Origin of the sequence: uncultured Roseovarius sp. (genome assembly GCF_947259555.1) — a bacterium.
Classification (GTDB): domain Bacteria; phylum Pseudomonadota; class Alphaproteobacteria; order Rhodobacterales; family Rhodobacteraceae; genus Roseovarius.
In genome coordinates, this window is sequence record NZ_CAMYMD010000108.1 from 18,399 (window position 1) to 39,354 (window position 20,956).

Sequence of the window (20,956 nt, forward strand, 5' to 3'; positions counted from 1 at the left end):
ATCTGGCGACAGGTCTTTTTCGTGTCCGGGCGCACAATCCTTGGCAACGCGCCAGACGGACGCCCGATAGTCAGGTCTCGTCCGCAGGTTCCGTCGCGAAGAGCGCCCGCGCGGCCACCCGCGCGGCATCGTCCCAGCCGGGCAAACCAGTGGCGGCCCGTTGTGCCCCGGCGGAACAGCCGCCTTGAAACTCCGGATCGCTCAACATTCGACGCAGGGCATTTGCAAAAGCAATGGGATCTTCGGGGACCACCAAAAGCCCCGCATCCGCAGCCACCGTGTCGGGCACCGCGCCGGCACGGGTACTGACAATGGGCAGTCCATGCCCCATCGCCTCGGCAAAGACGATACCATAGCCCTCATACCGCGTCGCAAGCGCAAAGAGACTGGCCCGCCGATAGAGCGCATCGAGCACGGGCTGCGAAACCTCGCCGACAAGCTGCACGCGTTGCTCCAGCCCGAGATCGACGCACATATCGTGGAGCGCGCTTGCGGTGTACGGCTCATGCGCGCGCCCCACGATCTTGGCCTGCCAGTCCAGATCGGCAATCCTCGCCAGCGCGTGCAAAAGGATGTCATGCCCCTTGCGCCGGGCCAACAGCCCGACCGACAGAATGAGCGGCGGCGTCTCACGTATGACGGTTTTGGCTGTCGGCGGATCAAAGCCGGGCTGAGCGACGCTGATCCTGTGGGGCGCCACGGCGTATTCCGCCATCAACAGTCCTGCGATATGCGGGCTTGTGACAACAATATGCCGGGCGAGCGCCAGGTTAGCGCTCTCACGGGCGGCCATGTCCCGCGCCTGCCCCTCGCTCAGCCCCGGCTCCAGCGCCAGAGGATGATGCACCAGAGCGACCAGCGGCGCACGAACATTGGCCAGCGCCTTGGTCTCCAGCGCGCCAAAGGCCAGACCATCGACCAGCACCGGGCAATCGCGCGGCAATGCTGCAAGTTGCGCCAGAGCATCCGTCATGTCCGCCGCCGAAGGGTGCGGAAAACTGTCCCCGAAAGACAGGTACCGCACGCAATAGCCAAGCCCCGTCAGAGCATCGGCCAGCCGCCGATCGTAAATATATCCGCCAGTCAGTGTCGAGATGTCGCCCGGCACGGCCAACGCCATCCCGCCACCGCGCTCAGTCGTCATAGCGGACACGGTGACAGAGCGTTTCGGCAGATGACAGGATTTCGGCATAGTCACGCGGCAGGTCGTCAAAGTGGCTCTCGCCGGAAATCAAAGCATCCAGTGCCGGATCAACGAGCAGCCGCAGCGCCATCTCCAGCCGTCTGCGATGGGTCCAACGTGCGGCATGATCCGCTGGAATCCGGCCAACCTGCGACGACACGAGCCGAAGTCGCCGCTGGTGGAACACATCGCCAAGGCTCACGGTTGATCGCGCTGTGCCATACCAGCTTGCCTCGATTATCGGGGCTTCCAACCCTGCAAGGGCAAGCGCGGTTTCCAATCCGGCGTCACTTGCCGAGGCATGAACCACCACGTCGGCCTCTGCGCGCGCCGCCGTTGGCAGGGCAAAATCACATCCCAGAGCGGACGCGAGAGCCCCGCGCCGGCTGTCCAAATCGACCAGACAGACCTCGGTGCCCGGAATGCGAGCAGCGAGGTAACCAACCAGCGCTCCCACGGTACCGGCCCCCACCACTGCCACACGGTCACCGGGCTGCACATGCGCGTCCCACACAATATTGAGGGCGGTTTCCATATTGGCCCCGAGGATCGCCCGTGCGGGCGGCACCCCCTCAGGCACCGGAACCGCCATCGCCTCGGGACAGGGAAAGCGCACCTGATGCGGATGCAGGGCAAAAACAATTCTGCCCTCCTCCGCGTCCGAACCGAGCACGCGGCCCACAGCGCTATAGCCATACTTGACGGGAAACGAAAACTCGCCCTCTTGCAGGGGCGCGCGCATATTGGCGTGCTCCCGCTCTGGCACACGACCTTCGAACACCAATCGTTCGGTGCCTCGGCTGATCCCGGTGTAAAGCGTCTTGATGTCGTACTGCTCTGCTGCAAGTGCGTAGCGCACCGGCATGATCTCGGACCGGCGCGGACCAGTGATCCAGAGCGCGCGCGTATCAACGGGGTCAGGCATCAGCCTTGCAACACGGCGGCGGGTTCCGCATGGGGCCAGGCCCTCGCCTCGGCGCGCGCTCCGACGAGGCAATCAAAGACCACATCGCTACCAAGCCCATAGACCTGCGTCTCGGGACGGCGTGCCTCTGCCAGTTTGGCCACGGGCCGAGTGGTCAGGCCCTGCGGTCCCGCCCCGATCAGCAGTGGTGCGACCGCCACATGCAGCCGGGACAAAAGGTCAGCCTCGAGAAACCGGGCGATGGTGATCGCGCCGCCCTCGATCATCAAATGATGCAATCCCTTCTCACGCAAGCCCGACACGATCGCGGCGGGCGATATCCACTCGTTGCGTGGCAGCCTGATCACCTCGACCCCGGCAGGGCGCGGCGTATCAACGGTCTGGATCACCAATCTACGTGTCCCATCCTCGGCAAAAAGCCGCGCATCATTGGGCAACCGACCCGAGGGGTCGATCACCACACGCGCCGGATTTCGGCCCGGCACAAGGCGCACGCTCAGCCTTGGGTTGTCGTGCAGAGCGGTCTTGACGCCGACGACCACGGCATCGACCAAAGCGCGCATCCGGTGCAGATGCGCAAGCCCGTCCGGCCCTGACACATCCGCCGCGTCACCCGACACGGTGGCCACGCGTCCATCAAGTGATTGGCCGATCTGCGCCACCATGTGACACGCGCCCGGAGCCGCTATCATTGAGCCATAGAGATCAATGGCGGCACGCTCGCCTTGAGTCCAGTCGCCACAGCACAGGCATGCTTGCCCGTTGCGCGTGGACAGAATCCGTTCCCAGACCTTGGGTGTTACATCGGCAGTCTGCATCCAAAGCTCCGTTCAGGGGTTTGCCATCGCCGATGGCGGGGAAGGGTCGGAATTTTACTCATCAGCCTACCAGAGATAGATGGTTTGCAAGAAATGTCACCCTCCGACCGCCCAACCCGGCGGTTGTGCGAAAAGATCGATATGCCCTATCTCTGCGCGACTGTGCCCAAGCTTCGCTTTGCGTCGCTCGGCCCAAGCCTGCGCCTCTGATAGACCGGTTTCGCATGCAGCCTTCGCGATGCCGCTCAATAGTCTGTCATGCAAAGCCGCCTCGCCAGGTCCAAGGCGCCATGGGCTCTGCGCGAGGATCACCTCGTATCCTTCGGCGCGCAACAGATCCACGGTCGATGCCGCCGCATCCGGTCCCAACGCGGGGCCAAGCCCCTTGTCGCTACGTTGGTGCGCGTTGAATCTCTCGGTCACAGGAATGTCGGCCTCATCTGACGGAGCCCATCGCATCGCGCCATCGTAACTAAGCGCCGCGTATAGCCCGGTTCCCTCGTGCGCCAACCGCGCCACGAACTGCTCTACCCATGTATAAGACACCAGATCGAGCAGCGCCGATGCTGTCACCATCCGCACACCAGCCAATGGGATGGCGGAGATATCTGCAAGATCGCCATGGCATATCTCGGCCTGCGGATGACGCTGGGCGGCCACCGCCAGCAGATCGCGATCATTGTCGAAAAGGCGCCAATCGAGGCCAGTGGCGCCCGCACCGGCAAAAACCCGCGCCGTTGCCCCGGTGCCGCAGCCAAGATCGAGCAACACTCGGCCCTGCCCCGCATGCTGAACAGCGTGAGCAAGAATGCCCGGGTCGCGCGCACGCGCATCCGCCGGTTCGCGCAGGTCAAGCCAGTCTGCTGCAAAGCTCATCTCAGATATCAGCCTCGTACCAGCCGCGTGCCACATGGCTCTCGTGCAGCTTCACCCGGATCCGGCGAAGGCGGCTCTGATCGCCCAACCCTTCCGCCTTGGCTGTGTCACGCAGAGCGCTCCAGATGTGGTGGCACAGAAATTCGGTCGTGGTGAACTTGCCGGCAAATTCAGGTTTATCGTCCAGATTACCATACCGGAGCGGATCAAGCGCGCGGGACAATGCCTCTGTCGCCAGTCCTATGTCCACCACCAGCCCGTGTGCGTCGATGTCTTCGGTATAAAATGCAGCATCGACCACGAAGGTCGCCCCGTGCACACCCTGAGCTGGCCCAAAGACCGGCGAGGGAAGGGAATGGGCAATCATGATGTGATCGCGGACTTCTACTGCGAACATGAGGTATCCTCTCGAGAGACAAGTACGCCAGATAGCTATCATGGCAGGGGGGCCGGTCAAGCCACGCCGCACAACCGGCAATTCCTCGCGCACACACGGAGAATTCATTGGATCGCCATATGGAAGAGGTTACTTGCTGGAGGGAGCATTTGAACACTACCTTGAGTGGAATACACGGGAGGCAGTAACGTGACGAGCCTGAAGGCCATGGAAAAGAAGGGGCAGCCCACCGGCTCGTCACGCTATGGCGTACCCGCGCGGCGGCGGCTTGTGCTTGTCCTCAACATTGTGACTGTCCTGGCACTCTTTTCCGTCATGACATCTCTCTTTATTCCCTCGGGGATCACCATTGCAGAAGGCGCGATGCTCACGGCATTTGCCCTGACACTGCCATGGCTGTCCATCGGGCTGTGGAACAGTGTGATCGGCCTTGTCCTGGATCGTCGGCACGGCGCCGAGGCTGCGGCGCATGTCACGCCCGCCCTTGTGCGGATACGCGGAGATGAGCCGATCACAGCGCGCGTTGCCGTCATCATGCCTTTGCGCAACGAAGATCCGGACGCATCCATCGCGAGGCTACGACGGCTGGAGACCGAAATGGCGCGCAGCCCCTGGGCTGGTCGGTTCTCATTTCACGTGCTTAGCGACACCGATGATGCGGGTATCGCACTACGGGAAGAGGCCCGCGTGGCGCAATGGCGTGCCGCCCGCCCGAATGCGCGCATCCACTACCGTCGCAGGACCGATAATAGCGGCTTCAAGGCGGGAAACATCGCCGAGTTCCTGCACAGCCCCGAGGGCGAAAGCGATTTTTTCCTACCCCTCGATGCCGATAGTGAAATGGGTGCCGAAACGGTTTGTCGCCTGATCCGGGTCATGCAAGTCAGCCCCGAAGTCGGCATGTTGCAGAGCCTTGTTACGGGCCTGCCCTCGCGCAGCTTCTTTACACGCGCGTTCCAGTTCGGAATGCGCCACGGCATGCGCTCCTACACGCTTGGCTCCGCCTGGTGGCAAGGCGATTGCGGGCCCAACTGGGGCCATAACGTATTGATCCGCACCGCTCCATTCAAAGAGCATTGCATGTTGCCGGTGCTACCGGGGCGCGGACCGCTCTCCGGGCCAATCCTCAGTCATGATCAGGTAGAGGCCGTTCTTATCCGGCGCGCGGGCTACGAGGTGCGGGTGATGGCCGAGGAAAGCGAGAGCTTTGAAGAAAACCCGCCGAGCCTCGTCGACTTCATCCGCCGCGAATTGCGCTGGATGAACGGCAACCTGCAATATTTCAGCCTGCTGGGAATGAAGGGGCTGAAACCTGTCAGCCGCATTCAGCTTGTGCTGGCCATCCTGATGTATGTCAGCGCGCCCGCGTGGATGGCCTTCATCCTGATCGGGGCGGGCCTTGCGGGGACCGTCGATCAAATGAGTGCCGTGCCTCTGGGGCCGGGTCTCGCGCTCTTCGCCACACTAATGACACTCAGCCTGAGCCCCAAGATCATGGGGCTGGCGCAGGTGCTCGCGGTTCCCGAGCGCAGCGCCGCCTATGGCGGGCGCCCGCGCGTCATCGCTGGCGGCACGATCGAGCTCTTCTTTTCCATGCTGATCGCCCCGATTGTGGCCATGGGTCTGACTCGCTTTGCCATCGGGCTATTGTTCGGGCAGCGCATCGGCTGGAACGCACAGCAACGCAGCCGTGCGCGGCTCGGTTGGGACGAGGCGGCCCGGGTGCTCTGGCCGCAAACGCTGGCCGGGCTGACTCTTACCCTATGGCTGGCTACCATGGTGCCCTGGGCGCTTATATTCGGCGCTCCGGTGCTGTTGTCGTTGACCGGAGCCATTCCGATTGCAGTGATTTCGACATTGCCAAGGCTCAGCCGGTGGTCGATGCAACACGGATTGTTTGATATACCAGAAGATCGAACCCAAACTGCACAGGACAAAACCGCCGTTCAAGCCAACACCGCCTGACAAGGGAGAAAAAGCATGCCTAGCCACCGCCTGACCACCCTATGCACCGTCACCGCACTGAGCCTCGCACAGCCACTACAGGCCGCGCCCGCGACATGGACGATCGACCCCGAGCATACTGTGGTCGCTTTCACCATCATGCATGCAGGCTATGCCAAGGTGCTGGGGCGTTTCTCCGACGTCGAAGGCAGCTTTGTCTACGATCCCGAGACGCAGGAATTGGGAGAGGTGAGCGCGACCATCGGGGCCCAAAGCGTAGATACCGATCACGAAAAGCGCGACAACCACGTGCGCTCGGGCGACTTTCTCGATGCCGAGGCGCATCCCGACATAACCTTCGCTGCGACGGGTGCAACCGCCACATCCGAGACCACCGGCACCGTCACAGGAGATCTGACCGTCAGGGGCGTGACCCAGCCCGTGACACTCGACGTGACCCTCAACAAGCGGGCCGATTATCCCTGCTGCCACGGCAAAGAGACGCTGGGCATCTCGGCCACGACCGAAATCATGCGCAGCGATTTCGGGAGTACATATGCGCTGCCCGAATTTGTCGGAGACGCCGTCAGCATCATGCTGGAATTTGAGGCGATCCGCGCGGAGTGACGCGTACAGACGACACGACGGTCTCAATCCGCCATTGTAGAGCGCGACCCCGTCGCATGCGATTCGCACACGGTCCGGCGGCGAAACCTTTACCGGCATGCTGGCACTGTGGCCCCCATGAACGCAGAGTTGCCGCCTCGGCATTAATGAAACTATTTTGCGCGCCTTGCCTAAATGTATCCTTAATTGAAACAAAACCGCTCCACCTTTGGTTGTCATAACCAAGACACTTCAACGCTGACAGTGGAGCCACCGATGACCAAATCGACTCACAAGGTTACGGCAGGGCTAGTATTTCTCGGTTCGAGAACATTTGATATTGTCCGGATAGGAAACCAGATCAGCAAGACGCTGGACTGGCTGGACGAGCCTACAACGGGCCTGCGCATTCTGTCCGATTGCGCAGCGACCTTGCAAACAGACCGTTTCGATGTCGCGCTCGAGATCGAGACGGATCGCAAAGTGGCGACCCTTGAGGCGCCCGCCGCGCAATACCTGGCTCTGAGGCTGATTTCGAACGATGTCGCGCCACAAGCGGATGAGCACCTGACGCTTTCGATCATGGCTCACGTCTTGCGCGTGCTTCATGGATCATTGTCTCCGGACTATGTCCAATGGGTGCATCCGCTCGCCGTGTTGAGCCATGCGGAGTTTCTGGCGGCGGTCACACCGCGCGAGAGGGACGAGGAAGAGGACATTCCGCAACCTGATTTCACACCGCAAAAGGCCGCACAGGCTGCACGCAGCCGTTTGCCTGACATCGAAGCCACCAATCAGGTCTTGCAAGCACGTTTCGGCAGCCGACATGAGATGGTACAGTCGGGCGGCGGCATCAACCGCGATCTGCGGGCCGTCTTCCGAGAGCCCGAAGATGGCGATACCGCTGTCATGGCGGACGGAGAGGCTGTTCGCGAAGAAACCGCGCCCCTGCGCCTTGCGGTCTGGATGATGACCATCACGCTCGCGCTCTTTGCATTGCCGGTCGCGGCGGGTCTCGCTGTGTTCAACCTGCTGCGCGGTGAGAATCTGCGACTCGCGTCGCAGACGGCTGCGCTCACCGGTCTTTTCACCACACTACAGGTGCATGGTGCGACAGCGCAGGTTCTCGAGACGGTACAGGGCATGTTGGGATGACCTCTACAGCGGTTTTCACGCGCATCGCCCTTGTGATGGGCGCAAGGCACGTTACACTCGGATCGGATATTGTTTTTCGGGAGATTTGTAATGTTTGACACGCGCGCATTCCGCATACGCCCTCTCGCGCTAGGGCTCTGGCTGGGCCTTGCCGCGACCGGTGCCGTCGCCGCGCCCTGCAGCAATACCGCCAATGGGTTTTCGGCTTGGAAATCAGCCTTCGCCCAAGAGGCCGCCGCCGAAGGCGTTGGCGAGGCCGGGCTCCGGGCCCTCGGCGCCGCGCAATACGCCACCCGCACCATCTCTGCGGATCGCAACCAGAAGAGCTTCAGGTACAGTCTTGAGAAATTCATGCAAGTGCGCGGCGCCACCACCATTGTGGCTCAGGGGCGCAAACGCCGGGCCCGCGATGCGGCGTTCTACGATGCGCTCGAGCGGCAATATGGCGTACCGGCTGGCGTATTGATCGCGATACATGGCATGGAAACAGGGTTTGGCGGCTTTATGGGGGACAGTTCGGTGGTTTCGGCCATTGTGACCCTAACCTTCGATTGCCGCAGGTCCGATTTTTTCCGCCCGCATGCGATCGGTGCGCTGAAACTGGTCGATCAGGGTGCAATCACCGTCCAGACCAAAGGGGCGCGGCATGGCGAGTTGGGACATACCCAATTTCTGCCCGGCAACGCACTCCGCTACGGCGTCGATGCCAATGGAGATGGACGGATCGACTTTTACAACATCACCGACGCGTTGGCTTCGACTGCGAATTTCCTGCGCCAGAAGGGCTGGCAGCCCGGACAGGGCTATCAGGAGGGCCAACCCAACTTTGCTGTCATCCAGCAATGGAATGCCGCCGGCGTCTATCAAAAGGCGATAGCCATCATGGCGGCGCAGATCGACGGCGGTTGACGACTGTTTGCGGACCGGACAAACTAGTGCGTCCCCCGTTATTTATGAGTGCCGAACGGTTGCGGTTTTCAAGACCCAGTAGCAATTGAGGCATGATATGAGCAAGAAATTCCACGGCGAGATCGCCGCACTGGAATATCACGACCCTCCGGACCTCGGATTTCCCGACATTGTCGAGGAATTCGATATCGCCACGAACGCGTTCGCAACGCAAGTGCGAGGTCTGACCTGGGATGGTGAGGATATCGCGATCATCGACCGCGAAACGGTACGTATCGCGCTCGGTTGGCTACCACCTGAGCGGCCGAACCGTCCGCATTACCTCGTGATCGCTATCGGACCACCGGCGCAGAAAGGTCGGCGCGCATTAGACCAAAGCGCTTACGAGTTGCTGGTGCGGCGCGCGATCGAACGGGTACGCGGCTACCTGCCCTATGACGCCAAGTTGCTCGGCCCGGCCACGCAGCCCGTCGATGAGCTTTTGCTTGACCGTACATTCGAGCTGCTCACCGCAACCGCTCCAGAAACAGACACGTCTGACCGCCAGGCGGGACGCGCAAAGGCACGCGACGCGAAATCGCACGATTGGGCCAAGGGCGCGATGGACGCGAGTGATGCACGCGACTTGCCAAAGCAGATATCGGTGCCCATGCGGCTGACGATCATCACCTTCGGCCTGACGCTCTTTCTGCATGCGCCACCAATCGGGGCGGCCCTGCTCACCTACACCACTCTGCGCGAAGCGCAGCCGCTCATGTTCGGCTAAGTTAGCCCGCTGATAGCGGAGGTCAGGACATGCACTTGATGCTGACCTTCACACGCTGAATGAAGATGTCGCGCGCGGCGCACAGGCTGCTGCCCGGCCGCCTATCGTGCCAAGATGTAACTGTGGATGGAAAACACGCAGGCCCGCGTCTCGGGCAAGCGCAGCACACATTGCCGTTCGGACCGCAGATATGGCAGCTCTGCCGTCTCACTCGGGGTCACGCGCGAGCGGGGCTGATGCAGCACCGCATCGGCATAGTTGAGCGCGTTGAAGCGCCAGAGCGGGCGGCCGACCTGCACCCCGTCGAACAGCCGCTGCACCCGTCGCGCGATGCCGTCGTCATAGGATGGCACCGGCACATGGATTGCGGTCAGGGGGCGGCCGATCTTTTCGGCCAGCCGCCAGCTTGCCGGAAAGCACAGTACAGCCGCCGTCAGCACATGTTCCTCGCCGCGCTTTTCCAGCAGGCAGAGATCCTCCTGCACCAGATGCCCCAGCGTGCCCATCGGATCATCGCGGTCGATCGGCACGGCCACACCATCGGGGCGCTGCACCTGCTTTGCGGAAATAACGTAGCCCGCTCCGTTCTCTGCCAGCCAGTCCAGCACATATTGCAAAAGCTCGGCCATTGCAGGCCCCGCCCCTTCGGTCACGGCCAGCACATCGTCGCGCCGCTCCGACAACAACCGCGCACGTTCGGCCATTTGTGCACTGAATGCCTCATCCACCAAGAGCCAGTCGGCCATATCAAGCGGCGCGATGCCCGGCAGCGGGCGCTTGGCCTCCACGTCATAGGGCATGCGTTTCTGCAATATCTCGGTCATTCCCCCTCCGGTCTGTAGCGTGTCACCATGCGGTAATCCTTGCGCGGGCCACGCACCCGCCATGTCACGGTGAACTCGGGCCAATTGCCAAAATCATAGGCCCCGTCATATTGATCCGGGTCGCACCAATGCGCGGTCTCTCCCCCCTCGGGGGGAACATGATGGAAGAACCGGCCATCCTCGAAGGACACCGCCAGATCGCTGTCCCAAGAATACCGCCGCTCCACCTGCATCGGTGCATGGCCCGCGATTCGCATCTCGCCGGTCTCGGTATAGGCCAGCCCCGCGCCGTCGCACCGCCAGACCGCGCGGCCCGTCACCGTGGCCCTGCGCCCATCCGCCTCGACCACCTCGCGCGTGAACGCCCACGCCCCCTCGAAATCTTGTAATCGTCTTGGCCGCATGCGCCGCCCTTGCCCCCGCCTTGCCGTGCTGTCGCTTAGCCACTACAAGCGCGCTCAACCGCTTTCCATACCAATCTGCAAGGACCGCCGATGATTCCCCGCTATTCCCGCCCCGATATGGTCGCCATCTGGGAGCCCGCCACCAAATTCCGCATCTGGTACGAGATCGAAGCGCATGCCTGTGACGCCATGGCCAATCTGGGCGTGATCCCGCGCGCGAATGCCGATGCCGTCTGGACAGCCAGGGACGTGGAGTTCGATGTCGCCCGCATCGACGAGATCGAGGCCGAGACCAGGCATGACGTGATCGCCTTCCTCACCCATCTGGCCGAACATGTGGGCAGCGACGAGGCCCGGTTCGTGCATCAGGGCATGACCTCCTCGGACGTGCTCGACACCTGTTTCAACATTCAGCTGACCCGCGCCGCCGATATCCTGATCGCGGATATGGAGGGGCTTCTGGCGGCATTGAAACGCCGCGCGTTCGAGCACAAGGACACGATCCGCATCGGGCGCAGCCACGGCATCCATGCCGAGCCGACCACGATGGGGCTGACCTTCGCGCGCTTCTACGCCGAGATGGATCGCAACCTCACCCGCCTGCGCACAGCGCGCGACGAGATCGCCACCGGGGCCATCTCCGGCGCGGTCGGCACATTCGCCAATGTCGACCCGCGCGTCGAGGAACATGTCTGCGCGCAGCTTGGCCTCGCGCCCGAACCGATCAGCACGCAGGTCATCCCGCGCGACCGGCACGCGGCTTTCTTTGCCACTCTCGGCGTCGTCGCATCCTCGGTCGAGAACGTCGCCATCGAGATCCGTCACATGCAGCGCACCGAGGTGCTGGAGGCGGCCGAGTTCTTCTCGATGGGGCAAAAGGGCTCTTCGGCCATGCCGCACAAGAAGAACCCGGTGCTGACCGAGAACCTGACGGGTCTTGCCCGCCTCGTGCGCATGACGGTGGTGCCCGCGATGGAAAACGTGGCCCTCTGGCACGAGCGCGACATCTCGCATTCCTCGGTCGAGCGCAATATCGGCCCCGATGCCACGATCACACTCGATTTCGCCCTCGCGCGGTTGACAGGTGTCATCGACAAACTGATCGTCTACCCCGACAACATGCTGGCCAACATGAACAAATTCCCCGGCCTCGTGATGTCGCAGCGGGTACTTCTGGCGCTGACGCAGGCCGGTGTCAGCCGCGAGGACGCCTATCGCCTCGTGCAACGCAACGCGCTCAAGGTCTGGGAGACGGGCTGCGACTTCAAGACCGAACTGCTGAATGACGCGGAAGTCACAGCGGCGCTCAGCCCGGCGGAAATTGATGAAAAATTCGACTTGGGTTATCACACCAAGCATGTGGACACGATTTTCGCACGGGTTTTCGGGACCGCCGCGTAGGCGCACGGATCAACCTGCAGGGTTGAGGTCGCAGACGATCGCCGTCGCAGGGGTGTCGCCGCGGTTGTAGAACCAGTGGTCGGTCTCCGCATCCTCGCGGATGCCGTCCTTTCCCTCCGCGCTGTAGGTGACTTCGCCCTCGGGTCGACCCTCGACCCACTCACCCGAGATCACCTTGACCAGCCCGGGGCGGTTTGCGTGATCATGCTGTGCGATCTGCCCACCGGGCTCAATGGTGATCGCGCGCAGCTGCATCATGTAACCCTCCAGCCCTGCTTGCCGTTCGATCATGCCGGCCTCCAGTTTGCCCAGCGCCTCGACCGACAGGCCCTTGTGCTCAGTCGGGCCCTTGGCGGCCGCCAGGGCTATCCCGGCGGCGACGCCTATCACACCCGCCAGCGCAACCATTCCGTGTTGTCCGAACGTCCGTTTCATCCTGATGCCTCCCGGATTTTGTAACTTGCGGCTTTTAGCGTAGTATTGCGGCATGGATTTCGACAACTGAAACGAATTTGCCAACGGGTGAAAGGGATTCATACGCGATGAAACGCAAGCTGCCGCCCTTCCCCGCCCTGCGCGCATTCGAGGCCGCCGCCCGGCTCGGATCGTTCCGCGCTGCCGCAGCGGAGCTTTGTGTCACCGCCTCTGCGATCAGCCATCAAATCCGCACGCTCGAAACATTTCTCGAGCGGCCCCTTTTTTGGCGGAGTATACGCCAGGTTACGCTCAACGAGGACGGCCGGCTTTATCTCGCGCGCGTGGGGCCCCTTCTCGACGAACTTGATGCCTCAACGCGCCTTATCGCAGGCAATGCCTGCGCCGGGCCCCTACGGGTCAAGGCGACCGAAGGCTTCACCAAGCGCTGGCTCATCCCACGGCTGTCCGATTTCCTCGCGCGTTACCCCAAGATCGCCGTGCGGATCGAAACCGGGGTGCCGCCCACCGATTTTCACGATGGCAAGCGCGACGTTGTCATCCACTGGGGCGACGACCCGGTTCCCGGCGTCGAGGTAAAGCCCTTCATGAGCTCCACCCGCACGCCGTTGTGCTCGCCGCGCTATCTCGCGCAGAACCCCGACCTGACCACCCCCCGCGCGCTCTTGTCAAAGACGCTCATACGCGACCAGGTCGGCGACGGGTGGAAGGAATGGTTCTCACTCGTCGGTGCCGGGGACGCCTGCCCTTCCGGTGGGCCGGAATTCGCCCATTGCGAACTGGGCATGACCGCTGCGGAAAGCGATCTGGGCATGACGCTCGGCTATGTCGCGATGATCGGTGAAACACTTGAGCGTGGCACGCTGGTCGCACCTTTTGATCTGGAATCGCCTACGCGGACGATCTATTCAGTTGCTTATCTGACCGAACGCGTCGAAGACGCGCGCATCGCAGCATTCCGGGACTGGGTGTTCGAGCAGATGCTACATAACACCCTGCCAGAGGCACCCGCGCTGCGCGTCGCGCAATAGCGCCGTCGTCTCCTGCGCCACCAAGAGTGATGAAAAATTCGACTTGGGTTATCACACCAAGCATGTGGACACGATATTTGGCCGGGTTTTCGGGGAATCGTGATATGCTCGCGCCCTGTGCAACAGGGAGACATATCATGACGTTGAAATTCGGACTTGCCGCCCTCGCCCTCGTGGCGCTCCCCTCCTTCGCGCTCGCGGCGGGGTGCAATTACGGTAAAGACAAACAAGCGATGTCCTGCGTCGACGGCACAAGCTGGGATAGCGCCACCAACAGCTGCCAGCCTGTGACATCGAGCTGATGTGCAAATGGGCGGGAACGCGCCCGCCCCGGCTTCACCGTTCTGCAAATACTCAAGTACCCCGCTCGCCTCACAGAGCGCGTACCGCGAATGTACCCGGCCCAAAACTGGCAGACACCTGCGCCAGTTCAATGCGCTTGCCCGCATCCGGCCCGTCCGCCACGCGCGCAGACGCCGGATAGACCCATTCCGAACGATCCAAAGTCACCTCTCGCAAGACCTGCTCGCCGCGCATCACCCGCAAGAGATACCGCTCGCTTTCCTCGCCAAGCGGCACCTCGGGCGTGTCCCACCGGTCGCCGCCGATGCGCGTCCGCCGGATCCAGGTGATACGCATATCACCGCCCGCCTCGACCAGCCGCAAATGCACCGGCGCATAGGGCCGCAGGCCCACCCCGTCAAAGGCGATGACCGCATGGCTGAAACTCGGATCATCTACCGGGCGCCCACCCGGCCCGATCCGGTAATGCCGCGCCTGCCCGCGCTGCGCCTCGTTGAGCTCGATCTGCTGCGGCACGCCATCCAGCCGCACGAGGATCGAGCCCACCGTCCATGCCCCGGCCCCTTCGGTCCCCAACTGCCCGCGCAACCGGTGCCGCAGGATATAGGTCTCGGGCGCAACCAACTCGGCATCGCGGAACTGGAACAGCTCCCATCCCCCCGGCGTGCCATCCCCGATGGCACACAGATTGGCCCCGTTCAGCAACGCCGCCTCGCTCACGCTCTCCAGCGTGCCGTGGCGCATCCGCACGAACAGCCCCTCGCCCCGGTCCACCAGCCCGCTGCGTGCCGGGAAAAGCGGCGTCTCGGTCAGCCCCACCGTGCTGCGCGCCGCGATCAGCGTGTTCAGCCGGTAATCGGCATCCTCGTCCGAGGAATAGACCGCCGCCGTGCCGGGCCAGGGGTCGGCGGTGATGGCGATATGCGGCGCATGCGGCACCTCGTCGCCGGTCAGCAGCGGCAGGTCGAGGAACAGCGGAGTCACCGGCCCCGGCGCGCTGAACGGGCGCAAGCGGGCCGGAGCGTCCTCGATCAGGATGGGGCGGAAGCTCTCGGGCTCGATCCGCACCGCATCGACGCGCTGCGCCGTGCCCATCTGCTCCACCCGGTCGATGCGGAACCGCGCGCCGCCCTCGGCCTCGGGCAGTTCGATCACATCCCCCGCGCCGGTCGCCAGCTGCGACGGCGGAAGCGTCAGGCGCAATGTGTCCACCGACACCCGCGCCTCCGACAGCCAGCGCTCGACCACCTGCCGCCCCTCGGCCCGCGTCAGCGCCAGCGGCATCTCGGACATCGCCACCGCGTGGGTCGCCTCATCGGGCAATATGGCCTCTTCCGAAATCGCCTCGAAGTCCGCATCTGCCTCCAGAAACCGCAGCCGCACCCGGCCCGCAAGTTCCAGATCGCTGCCCCGCGTCTCCTCGATCACGCCGCCCAGTTCCGCGTCGCGCACCACGCGCGCCAGATCGGCCACCTGATCCGCCCGCCCGTCGCGGCGGCGAAACTGCAGCACGCCGCCCCGCTCGATCGCATCCACCCCATGCGCCAGCATCAGCGGTTGCAGCGCCGACCGCGCGTCGCTCACCTGATCGACCAGGTAGCCCCGCACAAAGGCGGGGGCCGCCCCGGTCTCGGGCGCATCCAGCCCCGCGCGCCCGGTGATCTCCGCGATCACATCGGCCAGCCTGCGCCCGCTCACCCGGCCAGAGATCCAATGCCCCCGCGCATAGTTCTCGCCATCCGACCACAGGTCGAGATTGGCGGGAAAATAGGGATAGGGCCGCGCGTCCCAGGCCCAGACATAGGCGTGACCCATGTCGATCATCCGCCCGTCGAACTCCTCCGACAGGGGGTTATGCGCGAGATCGCCCCAATACCCCGCCATCGCCCGCAGATATTGCAATTGGATCAGCTCATCCCGCTGCCCCGTCGAATGGCGCGGCAGGCGCGACTCCGACGATTTCGGATCGAGAAACTTGTTGGGCTGATTGGTGCCCTTGTCCACCGCCCCGCAGCCATATTCGGTAAAGCGGATCGGCTTGGATTGCGGGACCCATGCGGTCGGCTCCGGACTGCGCGCACCGCTCACCCGGTCAAAATGCCGGTTCTCCCACCAGCCCCGCAGGTCCTTGAACCGCCAGATCCACGGCTCATCATAGGCCACGTCGGTGATCGGCACGCGGCGCTGCGCAGCCCGCGCCTCGGGGCTGGGATAGAACCAGTCATAGCCCTCACCCCCCTCGATATTCGACTGCAGGTAGCCAAGATCATGGATCGACGGCCAGTCCTGCGCGTCAAGATGGTCATACCCCTCGCGCCAGTCGCTCAGCGGCATGTAATTGTCGATCCCGATAAAATCGATGTTCTCGTCCGCCCACAGCGGATCAAGATGAAAGAACCGGTCGCCACCGCCGGGCTGATAGCCGAAATATTCCGACCAGTCGGCGGCATAACTGATCTTCACCTGCGGCCCCAGCAGCGCGCGTACCTCGGCGGCAAGATCGACCAACTGCGCCACGGCGGGAAAGCTGTTATCTGCCCCGCGGATCTGCGTCAGGCCGCGCATTTCCGAGCCGATGCAAAAGCTCTCGACCCCGCCAACGGCGGCACAGAGCGCCGCCTGATGCAGGATGAACCGCCGGTAGGACCATTCCTCCGGCCCGTGATACGCCACCGGGCTACGCTTTACCGCCCCGCCAAAGCTCAGCAGGTCGAGCACCCCGGTGCCCGCCTGTTCCACCGGCTGCGCCGCAATCGGCGTCACGGTAAAATCCGCCGCCCGCGCGGTCCCGAAAAACGCCGCGACCTCGGCCTCCGCCGCCGCACTCTGATCCGGGCTGCCCGCCTGCCCCGGTGCCTTGGAGGTGCTGATCCGCCCGCGCCAGGGCAGCACCGGCTGATCGCCTGCATCGCTCCACGGATCGGGCAACCCGTTGCCCGGCATCTGCTCCATCAGGATGAACGGGTAGTAAAGCACCTCCTGCCCGGCCTGCTGCAAGGCGAGAATGGCCTCGATCACCGCCTGATCGGTCGGCGTGCCGCCATAGACCTCGCGACCGTCGCTATTTTTCGGCACCTCACCCGCCTCTGCGCGACGCAGCCCCGACACCTCCCACGGCATGTTAGAGGCGTCGAACTGCTTTTGCTCCACACGCGGGCGAATCCGACACGCGCCACAGCGCAGATCCTCCCCGAACCAACTCACCACCAGCGAGGCCGCATGACAGGAGGGCAACTCCCCGGTCAGCCCTTCGAGGGCGGTCACGAAATCGGGCTGCCCCGAGGGCGTGTTCACATTGGCGATCCCCGACGACCCGAACCCGAAATCCATCGTGACCGGGGTGGTCGCCAACACATACTCCCCGCTCCCGGGCAGCAGCGCCACGCCGCGCACCACACGCACCGGGTCAAGGTCCGCGCCCGGCGTCTCGGCCTGCGACGGGCGGCACACCTCGAAACTGAACTGCGGGACGCGGTTGCCGAATTGCGAGATATCCAGGTCCTCGATCACCACATAGGCGGTGCCGCGATAGGCGGGCACGTTGCCCGGCCCCTCCACCGCCTCGATCTTGGGGTCGGGCAGTTGGTCGCGCGTGCCATGATAGGCCCGCATGTTCAGCCCCGAAAACGACACCTCGGTTCCATCCGCCCAGACCCGCGCCACGCGGCTGATCTCCCCCTCGCAGAGCGCGAGGGCGACGCTCACCGAATAGCTGATCTGTCGCGTGTCGGGCGTGGCGGGGCGCGGGCTGCCCTTGCCGCCGCCCCGGTTGCCTTGCGTCACGGTGACATTCTCGCGAAACTCGGTCGCCCAGATCACCTGTCCCCCCACGCGCATGCGCCCGTAAACTTGGCTGATCGCATCGCCCTCGCCCGCGCCGGTCAGGCGCAACCGGCTGACGCGCCCGGTCTCGACCACCTCCGAGCCCTGCCCCAGCAGCCGCTGATCGATCGACCGCCCGATGACGGCCCCCGCAAACCGCCCGATCGCCACCGACGACAGTCCCAGAACAGAGCCGCCCACGGCCCCGCCAATCGCCGCTCCTGCGGCGGATAACAGAATGGTTGCCATGGCTCAGCCCTCCTCGGGAAATTGAAATCGCGCCACGATGCGCCGCCGCCAGGGCGCGCTCAGCGCGGTCTCGACCACGCCATGCCCCGAATAGGCATGGATGAACGTGGCCCGCGCGCCGGTCTCGGCCATGATGCCCAGATGCTTGGCGATACCGCCCTCGCGCATGCGAAAAAGGAGCACGTCGCCCGCCGCCTCGTCGCTCAACACCTTGGCCCGCAGATGCCGCGCAGCGGCCTGCCACAACGCCTCCTGCCGCGCGGGCTCGGCCCAGTCCATCGAATAGGCGGGCGGGCGCTCGGGCTCGGCGCCCCGCACCTCGCGCCAGACCCCCCGCACCAGCCCCAGACAATCGCAACCCGCCCCGCGACAGGCCGCCTGATGACGGTAAGGCGTGCCGATCCAGCGCCGCGCCACCGCCACGATCCGCGCCCCCTGACCGCTCATCGGCGGCTCCCGCCATCCAGTGCCGGGCTCTTGGTGGGATCTGTGATCGTCCAGTCATCGCCGGGAATATCCGGGAAGCCCTGAAAATTCAGCAGGTTGTCGAACTTGAACTGACAGGTCTCCATGCGCTTGTCACAGCCCGCCTCGATCCGCAGCGCGTCACCCTGCACGACCGTCGCGCCCAGGGGATGCCATAGCTCGATCACCCGGTCGGCGCCCTCCATACGGTCACGCTTGATCAACCCGATCAGCCCGGTGGCGGCACCGCTCAACACCCGGATCACCCCATGCCGAAACCAGTCACCCGAAAACCCGCCCATCTCGCCAAAACGAAACACGCGGTTCTCCTCGACGACCTCGGCGGGGCGCTCCTCAACATACCCCGGCGTATCGAGGTCAAAAGCGCAATCGCGATCCCCCAAAACCGCGCTGCAACTCTTCTGATAGACCCGGCCCAAAGGCACGTTGAGCGCATCCGTCAACCCGCGCAATTCCGCCTCGAAGGCCCCGCCCGCGCGCCGCAACTCGCCAATCGTGCCGCGAAAGATCAGCGCCCGCGCCGTCACGTCCTGCCAATTCACCAGCCAGGCGCGCAACTCCGCCCCGTCATAGCGCCCGGCTTCGATATCCGCCTCGCGAATGGCCGCGTCGCTCAACGCGCCCAGCGCCTCGGTATTGTCCACCGACAACCCCGTCGTCTGCTGCAGGGCGAGCGCACTCAACCCGGTATCGGGACGAAACCGCACGCCTTCAAACTCCAACGCCCGGTCGTGATCGGTGAACCCCATCACCACCCCGTCGCGCCGGGTCAGCGCCCAACAGCGGCAGGTTGTCGTCACCCCGGTGCCCAGATGCGCCAACAGCCCGCTCATACCCGGATCTCCACCACCGGCACATTGGGCACTTCACCGGCCTGAAAACTGGCAAGGCTGGTCTGGATGCGGTCGGTATCGAACCGCACGGGCACGTCGAACTCATAACCCGCAGTGATCGGAACATCGCGATTTGGCGGCTCGGAAAACGTGACGATGCCGGTGGCCGTATCCACCTCGTAATGCACGCCCTCGCGCATCTCGACATTGGCCAGCCCCATACGTACGCTGCCCCGCACCGGCTTGACGATGGGCCGCACCGCCACCTGATCGCCCGAGCGATAGGTCTTGACCAGCTGAAACGCCACCGATGCATCATCGCCGAACCCGATCTCCTGATCGCGGTAATCCGGCGTGGCCTTGGCCTTCCCCGATTTGAAATCGGTCCAGTCCTTCCATCGAAACCCGAACAACTGCCCGCGCCGCGCCTCGAAAAACGCGATCAGCGCCTCGACATCGTCGAGCGAGCGCAGCGCAACCCCCGCATCATAGCGCCTGCGCGCCTGTGCCCACGGCGTGTTGCGCTCCTCGAACCCGTTGGCGAGCGTGACGATATCCGTCAACCGCTCCGGTCCGCCAAGCGAGCCGAAACTCAGGCTCGCCGGAAATCTGACCTCGTGAAATCCCATGTCCCGCTCCCTTTCAGCGATTGCGTCCGCCGCGCCCGATCACGCGGCCCAGTTGCGCCGCGATCTGCCCCTGGCTGCGGCGAAACCCGTCCACATCCGGCGTCTGGATATTCATCACCACGCTGACACTGCCACCGCCCTGCGCGCGCACCCCAAGCCGCCCGTCCGGGCCACGGCTCAGCGGCATGATCGCCTCCGGCCCCGCCTCGCCCATCAGCCCGGTGCCACCGCGCATCGGAAACGTCACCGGCCCGCTCACGACCCCGCCATTGGCAAACGGCTGCACACGGCCCTGTGAAAAACTCGCCCCCTTGGCGAACGGAAAGAATCCCTGCACGAGGCCCCCCACACCTTGCGCGATCAGCCCGCCCAACTGATCGGTCACCGGGCGCGTCGCGTCGTTGAAGGCGGTGTTGACCATGATCGTCGCCAGCCTGCGCAGGCTGTCGGACAGGCCGTCCCCCTCTACGACAGCGCCACGCAGCGCCGAGCGCAGGCCCCGGCTCAGCCCTCGGTCGAGCGTCTGCACATCTTGGCCCGCGCTCGCAAAACCGCCCCGAACCCGGCCCAGTTCCGCGTTGAACGCCGCCGCCATGCCTGTCGCCTGCCCCAGGGCATCGTCGAGTGCGGTGATCTGCGCCTCCAGATCGTCGGCGCGCTCCAGCTCATCCATCGCTCATCTCTCCTTGCTCATCGGGAAAGGCGCTGAGCAGCGCCTCCAGCCCGTCCCGCGCCATCGGGGCCACGCCCGCGCGCTCGCCCAGCATCAGGCGCAATTCCACCGGCGTCAGCGCCCAGAACTCCGCCGGGCGCAGGCCAAGCCCCTGCATCCCCGCCCGCATCAGCGCAGGCCAGTCGAACCGGTCCCTCATCCGCCCGCCTCGGGCAGGGCAAAGGCCCGCGCCAGCAACTCCGCCGCCGCCCGCGCCGCCGCCAGCGGCCCGCCCTCGATCTCGGCAC

The 20,956-nt window shown here is 64.2% G+C and carries 22 protein-coding genes and 1 pseudogene; 8 read left to right on the plus strand and 15 right to left on the minus strand.

Annotation, left to right across the window (positions count from 1 at the left end; all coding sequences use genetic code 11):
* Positions 1-70: 70 nt before the first annotated feature.
* The 5 genes from Q0X85_RS19160 to Q0X85_RS19180 form a co-directional block, all read right to left on the minus strand.
* Positions 71-1,144 (minus strand): glycosyltransferase family 4 protein, encoded by a 1,074-nt coding sequence (locus Q0X85_RS19160; protein WP_297774687.1) that lies wholly within the window; start codon positions 1,142-1,144, stop codon positions 71-73.
* The gene (locus Q0X85_RS19165) at positions 1,134-2,108 is read right to left on the minus strand and encodes a zinc-binding alcohol dehydrogenase (RefSeq protein WP_297774688.1); all 975 of its coding nucleotides are present in this window, start codon (positions 2,106-2,108) and stop codon (positions 1,134-1,136) included. The genes Q0X85_RS19160 and Q0X85_RS19165 overlap by 11 nt, the downstream gene beginning before the upstream one ends.
* Entirely contained in the window at positions 2,108-2,926 is an 819-nt protein-coding gene (locus Q0X85_RS19170) for a RibD family protein (RefSeq protein WP_297774690.1), read from the minus strand. Before Q0X85_RS19170 ends, Q0X85_RS19165 begins: the two co-directional genes overlap by 1 nt.
* A 96-nt stretch (positions 2,927-3,022) precedes the next feature.
* Entirely contained in the window at positions 3,023-3,802 is a 780-nt protein-coding gene (locus Q0X85_RS19175) for a class I SAM-dependent methyltransferase (RefSeq protein ID WP_297774691.1), read from the minus strand.
* A gap of 1 nt (position 3,803) precedes the next feature.
* Positions 3,804-4,199 carry a 6-carboxytetrahydropterin synthase gene (locus Q0X85_RS19180; protein ID WP_297774692.1) on the minus strand — a complete coding sequence of 132 codons (396 nt, stop codon included), beginning with the start codon at positions 4,197-4,199 and terminating at the stop codon, positions 3,804-3,806.
* A gap of 165 nt (positions 4,200-4,364) precedes the next feature.
* On the opposite strand from Q0X85_RS19180, the gene mdoH reads away from it, so the two are divergent.
* From mdoH to Q0X85_RS19205, 5 genes are all read left to right on the plus strand, one after another.
* Entirely contained in the window at positions 4,365-6,164 is a 1,800-nt protein-coding gene (mdoH, locus tag Q0X85_RS19185; RefSeq protein WP_297774694.1) for a glucans biosynthesis glucosyltransferase MdoH, read from the plus strand.
* Between the two features lie 15 nt (positions 6,165-6,179).
* Entirely contained in the window at positions 6,180-6,770 is a 591-nt protein-coding gene (locus Q0X85_RS19190) for a YceI family protein (RefSeq protein ID WP_297774695.1), read from the plus strand.
* 255 nt (positions 6,771-7,025) lie between these two features.
* Entirely contained in the window at positions 7,026-7,904 is an 879-nt protein-coding gene (locus Q0X85_RS19195) for a hypothetical protein (RefSeq protein WP_297774697.1), read from the plus strand.
* A gap of 90 nt (positions 7,905-7,994) precedes the next feature.
* Positions 7,995-8,813, plus strand: coding sequence for a lytic murein transglycosylase (locus tag Q0X85_RS19200; protein WP_297774698.1), 819 nt, complete (start codon positions 7,995-7,997; stop codon positions 8,811-8,813).
* Between the two features lie 97 nt (positions 8,814-8,910).
* Positions 8,911-9,579 (plus strand): hypothetical protein, encoded by a 669-nt coding sequence (locus Q0X85_RS19205; RefSeq protein ID WP_297774700.1) that lies wholly within the window; start codon positions 8,911-8,913, stop codon positions 9,577-9,579.
* A 101-nt stretch (positions 9,580-9,680) separates the two neighbouring features.
* Here the strand turns inward: Q0X85_RS19205 and Q0X85_RS19210 are convergent, their stop codons facing one another.
* Positions 9,681-10,403, minus strand: a complete 723-nt coding sequence (locus Q0X85_RS19210; protein ID WP_297774701.1) for a DUF3445 domain-containing protein — start codon at positions 10,401-10,403, stop codon at positions 9,681-9,683.
* Complete coding sequence (locus Q0X85_RS19215) at positions 10,400-10,807, minus strand: DUF6314 family protein (RefSeq protein WP_297774702.1); 408 nt, start codon at positions 10,805-10,807, stop codon at positions 10,400-10,402. The genes Q0X85_RS19210 and Q0X85_RS19215 overlap by 4 nt, the downstream gene beginning before the upstream one ends.
* Before the next feature lie 90 nt (positions 10,808-10,897).
* Between Q0X85_RS19215 and purB the strand changes: the two genes are divergently transcribed.
* Complete coding sequence (purB, locus tag Q0X85_RS19220; protein WP_297774704.1) at positions 10,898-12,208, plus strand: adenylosuccinate lyase; 1,311 nt, start codon at positions 10,898-10,900, stop codon at positions 12,206-12,208.
* Between the two features lie 9 nt (positions 12,209-12,217).
* Here the strand turns inward: purB and Q0X85_RS19225 are convergent, their stop codons facing one another.
* On the minus strand, positions 12,218-12,643 hold the full coding sequence (locus tag Q0X85_RS19225) for a cupin domain-containing protein (protein ID WP_297774705.1): 426 nt from the start codon (positions 12,641-12,643) through the stop codon (positions 12,218-12,220).
* 107 nt (positions 12,644-12,750) lie between these two features.
* Here Q0X85_RS19225 and Q0X85_RS19230 point away from each other — a divergent pair, with 107 nt between their 5' ends.
* Positions 12,751-13,674, plus strand: a complete 924-nt coding sequence (locus Q0X85_RS19230; RefSeq protein ID WP_297774706.1) for a LysR substrate-binding domain-containing protein — start codon at positions 12,751-12,753, stop codon at positions 13,672-13,674.
* A gap of 137 nt (positions 13,675-13,811) precedes the next feature.
* The gene (locus Q0X85_RS19235; RefSeq protein ID WP_297774707.1) at positions 13,812-13,976 is read left to right on the plus strand and encodes a hypothetical protein; all 165 of its coding nucleotides are present in this window, start codon (positions 13,812-13,814) and stop codon (positions 13,974-13,976) included.
* A gap of 70 nt (positions 13,977-14,046) precedes the next feature.
* Here the strand turns inward: Q0X85_RS19235 and Q0X85_RS19240 are convergent, their stop codons facing one another.
* From Q0X85_RS19240 to Q0X85_RS19270, 7 genes and pseudogenes are all read right to left on the minus strand, one after another.
* Positions 14,047-18,048, minus strand: a complete 4,002-nt coding sequence (locus Q0X85_RS19240) for a glycoside hydrolase/phage tail family protein (RefSeq protein WP_297774708.1) — start codon at positions 18,046-18,048, stop codon at positions 14,047-14,049.
* Between the two features lie 3 nt (positions 18,049-18,051).
* Positions 18,052-18,495, minus strand: a complete 444-nt coding sequence (locus tag Q0X85_RS19245) for an NlpC/P60 family protein (RefSeq protein WP_297774709.1) — start codon at positions 18,493-18,495, stop codon at positions 18,052-18,054.
* The gene (locus tag Q0X85_RS19250) at positions 18,492-19,367 is read right to left on the minus strand and encodes a DUF2163 domain-containing protein (protein ID WP_297774710.1); all 876 of its coding nucleotides are present in this window, start codon (positions 19,365-19,367) and stop codon (positions 18,492-18,494) included. The genes Q0X85_RS19245 and Q0X85_RS19250 overlap by 4 nt, the downstream gene beginning before the upstream one ends.
* Positions 19,364-19,996 carry a DUF2460 domain-containing protein gene (locus Q0X85_RS19255; RefSeq protein ID WP_297774711.1) on the minus strand — a complete coding sequence of 211 codons (633 nt, stop codon included), beginning with the start codon at positions 19,994-19,996 and terminating at the stop codon, positions 19,364-19,366. Before Q0X85_RS19255 ends, Q0X85_RS19250 begins: the two co-directional genes overlap by 4 nt.
* Before the next feature lie 13 nt (positions 19,997-20,009).
* Positions 20,010-20,669 carry a phage tail tape measure protein gene (locus Q0X85_RS19260; protein WP_297774713.1) on the minus strand — a complete coding sequence of 220 codons (660 nt, stop codon included), beginning with the start codon at positions 20,667-20,669 and terminating at the stop codon, positions 20,010-20,012.
* Positions 20,662-20,868, minus strand: a complete 207-nt coding sequence (locus Q0X85_RS19265; RefSeq protein WP_297774715.1) for a rcc01693 family protein — start codon at positions 20,866-20,868, stop codon at positions 20,662-20,664. The genes Q0X85_RS19260 and Q0X85_RS19265 overlap by 8 nt, the downstream gene beginning before the upstream one ends.
* Positions 20,865-20,956, minus strand: a pseudogene (locus Q0X85_RS19270) (gene transfer agent family protein); the annotation flags it as partial. The gene Q0X85_RS19265 and the pseudogene Q0X85_RS19270, both read right to left, overlap by 4 nt.

Bases quoted from the DNA above. Each gene is read 5' to 3' on its own strand.
- Q0X85_RS19160 (WP_297774687.1), bottom strand. From the start codon at position 1,144: ATGACGACTGAGCGCGGTGGCGGGATGGCGTTGGCCGTGCCGGGCGAC.
- Q0X85_RS19165 (WP_297774688.1), bottom strand. From the start codon at position 2,108: ATGCCTGACCCCGTTGATACGCGCGCGCTCTGGATCACTGGTCCGCGC.
- Q0X85_RS19170 (WP_297774690.1), bottom strand. From the start codon at position 2,926: ATGCAGACTGCCGATGTAACACCCAAGGTCTGGGAACGGATTCTGTCC.
- Q0X85_RS19175 (WP_297774691.1), bottom strand. From the start codon at position 3,802: ATGAGCTTTGCAGCAGACTGGCTTGACCTGCGCGAACCGGCGGATGCG.
- Q0X85_RS19180 (WP_297774692.1), bottom strand. From the start codon at position 4,199: ATGTTCGCAGTAGAAGTCCGCGATCACATCATGATTGCCCATTCCCTT.
- Q0X85_RS19190 (WP_297774695.1), top strand. From the start codon at position 6,180: ATGCCTAGCCACCGCCTGACCACCCTATGCACCGTCACCGCACTGAGC.
- Q0X85_RS19195 (WP_297774697.1), top strand. From the start codon at position 7,026: ATGACCAAATCGACTCACAAGGTTACGGCAGGGCTAGTATTTCTCGGT.
- Q0X85_RS19200 (WP_297774698.1), top strand. From the start codon at position 7,995: ATGTTTGACACGCGCGCATTCCGCATACGCCCTCTCGCGCTAGGGCTC.
- Q0X85_RS19205 (WP_297774700.1), top strand. From the start codon at position 8,911: ATGAGCAAGAAATTCCACGGCGAGATCGCCGCACTGGAATATCACGAC.
- Q0X85_RS19210 (WP_297774701.1), bottom strand. From the start codon at position 10,403: ATGACCGAGATATTGCAGAAACGCATGCCCTATGACGTGGAGGCCAAG.
- Q0X85_RS19215 (WP_297774702.1), bottom strand. From the start codon at position 10,807: ATGCGGCCAAGACGATTACAAGATTTCGAGGGGGCGTGGGCGTTCACG.
- purB (WP_297774704.1), top strand. From the start codon at position 10,898: ATGATTCCCCGCTATTCCCGCCCCGATATGGTCGCCATCTGGGAGCCC.
- Q0X85_RS19225 (WP_297774705.1), bottom strand. From the start codon at position 12,643: ATGAAACGGACGTTCGGACAACACGGAATGGTTGCGCTGGCGGGTGTG.
- Q0X85_RS19230 (WP_297774706.1), top strand. From the start codon at position 12,751: ATGAAACGCAAGCTGCCGCCCTTCCCCGCCCTGCGCGCATTCGAGGCC.
- Q0X85_RS19235 (WP_297774707.1), top strand. From the start codon at position 13,812: ATGACGTTGAAATTCGGACTTGCCGCCCTCGCCCTCGTGGCGCTCCCC.
- Q0X85_RS19240 (WP_297774708.1), bottom strand. From the start codon at position 18,048: ATGGCAACCATTCTGTTATCCGCCGCAGGAGCGGCGATTGGCGGGGCC.
- Q0X85_RS19245 (WP_297774709.1), bottom strand. From the start codon at position 18,495: ATGAGCGGTCAGGGGGCGCGGATCGTGGCGGTGGCGCGGCGCTGGATC.
- Q0X85_RS19250 (WP_297774710.1), bottom strand. From the start codon at position 19,367: ATGAGCGGGCTGTTGGCGCATCTGGGCACCGGGGTGACGACAACCTGC.
- Q0X85_RS19255 (WP_297774711.1), bottom strand. From the start codon at position 19,996: ATGGGATTTCACGAGGTCAGATTTCCGGCGAGCCTGAGTTTCGGCTCG.
- Q0X85_RS19260 (WP_297774713.1), bottom strand. From the start codon at position 20,669: ATGGATGAGCTGGAGCGCGCCGACGATCTGGAGGCGCAGATCACCGCA.
- Q0X85_RS19265 (WP_297774715.1), bottom strand. From the start codon at position 20,868: ATGAGGGACCGGTTCGACTGGCCTGCGCTGATGCGGGCGGGGATGCAG.